6 protein-coding genes are annotated in these 6423 nt (G+C 43.6%); all 6 read left to right on the top strand.

Annotated elements, in window-relative coordinates; translation table 11 throughout:
- Nucleotides 1–29 precede the first annotated feature (29 nt).
- The gene (gene ftcD / locus D1151_RS10185) at nucleotides 30–938 is read left to right on the top strand and encodes a glutamate formimidoyltransferase (protein WP_161908836.1); all 909 of its coding nucleotides are present in this window, start codon (nucleotides 30–32) and stop codon (nucleotides 936–938) included.
- Between the two features lie 47 nt (nucleotides 939–985).
- A complete protein-coding gene (locus D1151_RS10190; protein WP_161908837.1) occupies nucleotides 986–1651 on the top strand; it encodes a GntR family transcriptional regulator in 666 nt (221 codons plus the stop codon).
- Nucleotides 1652–1979: 328 nt separating this feature from the next.
- Complete coding sequence (locus D1151_RS10195) at nucleotides 1980–3344, top strand: YjiH family protein (RefSeq protein ID WP_161908838.1); 1365 nt, start codon at nucleotides 1980–1982, stop codon at nucleotides 3342–3344.
- A 147-nt stretch (nucleotides 3345–3491) separates the two neighbouring features.
- Nucleotides 3492–4352 (top strand): deoxyribonuclease IV, encoded by an 861-nt coding sequence (locus tag D1151_RS10200; RefSeq protein ID WP_243151200.1) that lies wholly within the window; start codon nucleotides 3492–3494, stop codon nucleotides 4350–4352.
- Between the two features lie 3 nt (nucleotides 4353–4355).
- Entirely contained in the window at nucleotides 4356–5426 is a 1071-nt protein-coding gene (buk, locus tag D1151_RS10205) for a butyrate kinase (RefSeq protein ID WP_161908839.1), read from the top strand.
- A gap of 539 nt (nucleotides 5427–5965) precedes the next feature.
- On the top strand, nucleotides 5966–6423 hold a 458-nt coding region (locus tag D1151_RS10210; protein WP_161908840.1), incomplete at its 3' end, for a hypothetical protein.

Consider the following 6423-nt stretch of genomic DNA (forward strand, 5'->3'; position numbering starts at 1 on the left):
TTTAGATGATAGAAGGAGAAAGAGGAACAATGGCACAGATTATCGAAAGTATTCCAAATATCAGTGAAGGAAGAAGAACTGATGTAATAGAGGCATGTGTGGATCAGATTAGAACCACACCGGGCTGTACCCTGCTTAACTACAGCTCCGACGAGAGCCACAACAGAACCGTTATCACCTATATCGGTGATGCAAAAGGCGTGGAAGAAGCCAGTGTGAAGTTGGTTAAGAAAGCGGCTGAACTCATCGACCTGACAAAACACGAAGGGGAGCACCCTAGAATGGGCGCAGTAGATGTCATGCCTTTCCTTGCCATCAAGGACTGCACCACAGAGGATTGCGTAGAACTTTCCAAGGTAGTCGGCAAAAGAATCGCTGATGAAGCAGGCGTGCCAGTTTTCCTCTATGAGTACTCCGCACAAAGACCTGAAAGACAGAATCTCGTAAAAATCAGAAAGGGTCAGTTTGAAGGCATGGCAGAAAAAGTGCAGGAGCCTGATTGGGAACCTGATTTCGGCGGCAGAAAAGTTCACCCGACAGCAGGGGTTATGGCAGTAGGAGCAAGACCGCCGCTGGTTGCATACAATTTGAATCTGAACACAGACGATGTGCAGGTTGCGAAGAACATTGCAAACGTTATCAGAGAAAAGGACGGCGGACTGAAATGCGTCAAAGCCATGGGCTTTGAAATCGAAGATGAGGTGACAGGCAAGAAATATGCCCAGGTTTCCATCAACATGACCAATTATGAGCAGACGCCGCTTTATAGAGTTACCGAAATGGTAAAATCCGAAGCAGCCAGATATGGCGTAGTCGTCACCGGCACAGAAATCATCGGACTTTGCCCGATGAAAGCATTGGTGGATTCTGCCGAATATTATCTGCAGATAAAAGATTTCGATTTCCACACACAAGTACTTGAAAATCATATTCTGTAGTGTTATAACTAAAGGGCAGAGTATTTTTCGAGAACAAGGAGAACCAAATGACCGGCGGCAATAACTATTCTAACGTATTTTCACTGACTGATGAAATCGCAGATATCATCCGGGATAGAATCCTCAAAGGGGAGTATAAAATCGGAGAAAAGATCAAGGAAACACAGATTGCGTCAGAGCTGAAGGTCAGCAGAACGCCAATCAGAGAAGCGTTCAAGCAGTTAGAAAATGAAGGGCTCATTGATTACATTCCAAATAGAGGATGTTTTGCGAAGGGTTTTACCAAGCAGGATATCGAGGATATTTACGCGGTGCGTAAGGCACTGGAAATTCTGTGCGTGGAATGGGCAGTAAGCAGAATCACAGAAGAACAGATTCAGAATCTGCAGGATCAATGTGACCTGATGGAGTTTTATACGGTGCGCCAGGATGAAAAGAAGGTGCTGGAAATCAACACTGGGTTTCACGACATCATCTATAATGCCACCGGCAGCCGTTTTATGGCGCAGGTGCTGCGCTCTTATAAAGAGTACATCGACCAGACGAGAAAGGCGCTTTACTATGAGCCTGACTATTTGGACGAGATTCTGGAAGAACATCGGGCGATTCTTACTGCAATCAAGAACAGAGACGTAGAAGAGGGCAAGACGGCCATGTCAAGACACTTGGACGGTTCCAAGCGCCGGGCAGAGTTTATCTATAATGTGAAATAGATAAAGAACAGCAGGCAGGAACGAAAGTTAGACGTTTCTGCCTTTTTATATGGTGGGAGCTATATTATCGTTTTGATTTTTTCATGAACAAATTTATGACCTTTAAAATATAAATTTCTTTATTAGTGAGACAAATATGTCAGTTTAATTAAGAAATGTGGCTGTATAGGAAATGCTGCTCTGTACCGTTTTTCCAACTGAGAAAAGGCAAGCAAAGCAGAAGTAATTTTTATACACAAAAATGTGTATACATAATACATTGAATTATTTAAAATGATATGCTATAATAATGGTGCCTTAACAGGGAATAGAAATAGGAGACTTTATTATGGAAAAGAAAAATGGTAGAAATGTGACCGGTTTTATTGTCCCATCGGTCGTCGGTATCATTTTATTTATGATTCCGGTGAAGTACGATGGAAACTGGACGGTTACAGTAAAGATTATCGCAGACTTAATCGGCGGAGCGCTTGGTTCAGTTCTTCCGATTCTCTGCGTTGCCATCGTTACGGTTTCGGCAATTGGTTCTTTAATTGGACTGGCGAAGCCAAAGTTCATGACAGAACGCGCAATTTTAGCAGATACTTTTTGTACAAGTCCGGTTTGGGTGCTGGTGAGAGTAATTGGAGCCGTATTCATCTGGATGACTTATCTGGGCATGGGAACAGAAGGCGGTAGGGATATCGTCAGTATGATTACTGACGGCGGTGCAGGAGGATTTGTATTAGGAGATCTTTTGACTGTACTGGTAATCATTTTCTTAATCGCAGCTCTTCTTCTTCCGTTGCTCTTGGATTTTGGACTTTTAGAATACGTAGGCGCCCTGCTGACAAAGATCATGCGCCCGCTGTTTAAGATTCCGGGTCGTGCTGCTGTTGACTGTATTACTTCCTGGATTGGTGACGGAACTCTGGGCGTTATGCTGACCTGCAACCAATACGAAGGCGGATATTACTCGGAAAGAGAAGCGTCTGTTATTGCAACGACTTTCTCTGCTGTATCCATTACATTCAGTATCGTAGTACTGGAGCAGGTAGGGTTAATGCAGTACTTTGGTCTTTACTATCTGATGATTTGTCTGGTCGGTATCGCTTGTGCGGTTATTGTGCCTAGAATCCCGCCTCTTTCATTGAAAAAAGACAGATACGTTGTAGAAGGAAAGGCTATGCCGGATACACTTCCAGCACCGTACAAAACTTCTCACGAATACGGTATGGCTTTAGCTATGAAGAAGGTTGGTGAATTCAGGGGAATCGGTCAGTTCTTTGAAAACGGCATGAAGAACGCCGTAGGTATGTGGTTCGGCGTACTGCCTACAGTTATGGCAATCGGCACACTGGCGCTGGTTCTTGCAAACAATACCCCAATCTTTGAGATTTGCGGAAAACCGTTTATGCCGCTTCTCGAACTGTTACAGGTTCCGGAAGCTGCAGAGGCGTCCAAGACAATGATTGTCGGATTTACAGATATGTTTACGCCTTCCATTATTGCTGCGGAAGGTATTGCAAGTGAGATGACCAGGTTTATCGTAGCGTCTGTATCTGTAACACAGCTGATTTACTTATCCGAAGTGGGTGGTCTGATTCTGGGCTCTAAGCTGCCTGTAAACATTGTTGAGCTGTTCATTCTGTTCTTAGAGAGAACAATTATCAGCTTACTGATTATCTGCCCGCTGGCACATTTGATTTTTTAGGAAATGTACTATCCCTGCAAATAGGCAAACAAAATCCCGGCACGTGCGAAAGCATCTTGCCGGGATTTTTAAGTGGCAAGAATTCAATAAAGCTTATAACTTTATATTGTGGTCATTCTTTTGACAAGAAGAACCGGGGCGAGTATAATGGACTTTATGAATAAGATGAATCAGGAAAAATATATCGGCTGTCACCTTTCCTGTTCGAAGGGTTTTGCAGCCATGGGAAAAGACGCTTGCAGCATAGGCGCCAATACATTTGCATTCTTTACGAGAAATCCCAGAGGCGGAAAAGCGAAGGAGATCGATCCGAAAGATGCAGAAAATCTGCTTGCTATCATGGAGGAACATAATTTCGGCAAGCTGGTGGCACATGCACCTTATACGCTGAATCCGTGTTCTGCGACTGCGAAAACCAGGGAGTTTGCGCATATGGTAATGTCTGAGGATATGAAAAGAATGGAGTATTTACCGGGAAATTATTATAATTTTCATCCAGGCAGTCACGTTGGACAGGGCGTAGAGAAAGGAATCGAAATGATTGCTGACCTGCTCAATGATATTATTACACCGCAGCAGTCTACCATGATTTTACTGGAAACTATGGCAGGTAAGGGCAGCGAAATCGGCGGTCGTTTTGAAGAACTGGCAGCGATTATTGACTGTGTAAAGTGTGAAGAGAAAATAGGCGTATGCTTGGATACATGCCATATTAGTGATGGTGGCTATGATATTATTACGGATTTGGAAGGAGTGCTGGCGGAATTTAATCGGATCATCGGACTGGGTAAGCTAAAGGCATTGCATATTAATGACAGTCAGAATGAAGTAGGAGCACGCAAGGACCGACATGCTTGTATTGGGGAAGGAAAAATCGGCAAGGCTGCTATTTTGCAAGTGGTCAATCATCCGAAGCTTTTAGGACTGCCGTGTATTTTGGAAACGCCGCAGTCTGACCTTGCGGGCTATGGCAGAGAAATTGCAATGCTGCGGGAGGAAGGAGAATAAAGGATGGAAGTAAAGGATATTTTGGTAATTAATCCCGGCTCTACCTCTACGAAAATTGCTGTTTACAGGGGAGAAGGGCAGCAGCGGTTGCTGGAAAAAAACATCGTCCATGATGATGAGGCAATTAATGCTTTTTCCTGCGTGGCAGCGCAGAAGGATTATCGGAAGGATATGATTTTGGAGTTTTTGCAGGGAGAAGGGTATGATTTAAAGAATTTGTCTGCAGTAGTTGGTCGCGGTGGTATGGTGTATGAGCTTTCAGGCGGCGGCTATCAGGTCAACGAAAAACTCTGTGCGCGAATGGCAAGTGCGGATATTCCACAGCACGCTTCTAGTCTAGGTGCACTCCTTGCATTTGCTATTGCAGAGCCACTGGAGACCCCATCGTATATTTACGATTCGACTATGGGATGCGATCTTTTGGAAACTGTGAAAATTACAGGTATCGCTGAGGTGGAGAAGTATGGTGCCACTCATCTGCTTAACTCTAGGGCTCAGGCGATTAAACATGCGACATCACTGGGCGGTGATTACCATAAAATGCAGTTCATCGTCTGCCACATGGGAGGCGGTATTACAGTGAATGCCTGGAAAGACGGAAAGGTAATCGATGTCGCCTCCTATGATGACGGACCTATGGCGCCGGAGCGTTCCGGAGGCGTGCCGCTTCTGCTGATGAAAAAGCTTTGCTTTGACGGGCAGCATACGGAGGCAGATATAGAGGCGCTCATCAGTGGCCGCGGAGGCCTTTATTCCTACCTTGGAACAAAGGATTGCAGGGAAGTTGAGCGAAGAATTGCTGCCGGTGACGATTACGCTGCACTTGTTTATGAAGCGATGGCGCTGCAAGTCGGAAAAGCTATTGCAGGGCTGTCCTGCACGTTGAAAGGAAAGGTGGACTTCATCATTTTAACTGGTGGAATTGCTCACTCTTCTAAGTTGACTGGCATGATTGCGGACTACTGCGGACATATCGGAGAAATTGTCGTCATGGCTGGTGAAAGTGAAATGGAAGCCCTCGCTGCCGGTGCGCTGCGCATGCTGCAGGGTGAAGAGGAAGCGAAAGAATATTAATAGTAGTAACGTGAACTGCCCTATGGGAAACCATGGGGTTTTGTTTTGCAAAGGTTTTGCACCTTCGCTGCCGTGCCATATTCTTGATAGAATTTTGAGAATATGGCATTAACTACCTGGAAAGTGCCATATTCTTAATTCGATTTCGAATGCATGGCGTTTATCGCCAAAGAAACGCCATGTTTTATAGGCATTTATGGAGATGATGGCAGAAAATCGGAGTCTCCTGCCATGTTTTTAAAGAAGATATTGTTGTTATGGCGGAGAATCACAGGAGAGAAGAGACCTAAAGTAGTCTAAGTTCGTGTTTCGTGCAAGTTTAAAAGAAAATATGCAGGAATGTGGCAGTTTATTAGAGACCAACGCTATAATACAGAAGAAACGACTTAAAAGTGGCGTGCGTAACAATTCACCATCTGGAGAGCTAAGGAAATTATTGTTAATAATATCAAAAAACGGAAAATATATTGACAGAGCGCAAGGGAATATGTTATTTTATAATAAAAATGGAAAAAACTGAGAATAATAAGGGGAGAAGGATGGGAAATTTTTTTCAATTAATAGAGCAAGAAATTCGAAGAGAAGAGCAGCTTTTGAAACAATGGAATAGTAAATTAGAGTCTGCACCCAAGGGGTATATCTCCGCGAGAAAACGCAAGTTTATTACCAGCTATTATTGGAATCGAGAAGATGGTCGAGGGGAGAATAAAAAGCAGGTACAAAAGAACATTACAGACAATAAGGGTTTTGTTTTGCAGTTAGTTGAAAAACAGCTAGCAAAGAAAATTTCTCAGAGATGTGAATCGAACTTACGGTTTTTACGCAAATTGCGAAGATATTATAAAGCAGTAGATATTAATGATATTTTACGGCAACTCCCGGAAACTTATTGTGAAATCATCAAGTTACGAGAGAAGAAGTGTAGGTTTACAATAGATGTGTTACAACTGAATAAAAAAATTGCAAGATCTCATTTTTGTGTTAAAGTTAAGTTACC

It is taken from the genome of Emergencia sp. 1XD21-10 (assembly GCF_009936045.1).
Lineage (GTDB): Bacteria > Bacillota > Clostridia > Peptostreptococcales > Anaerovoracaceae > Senimuribacter > Senimuribacter intestinalis.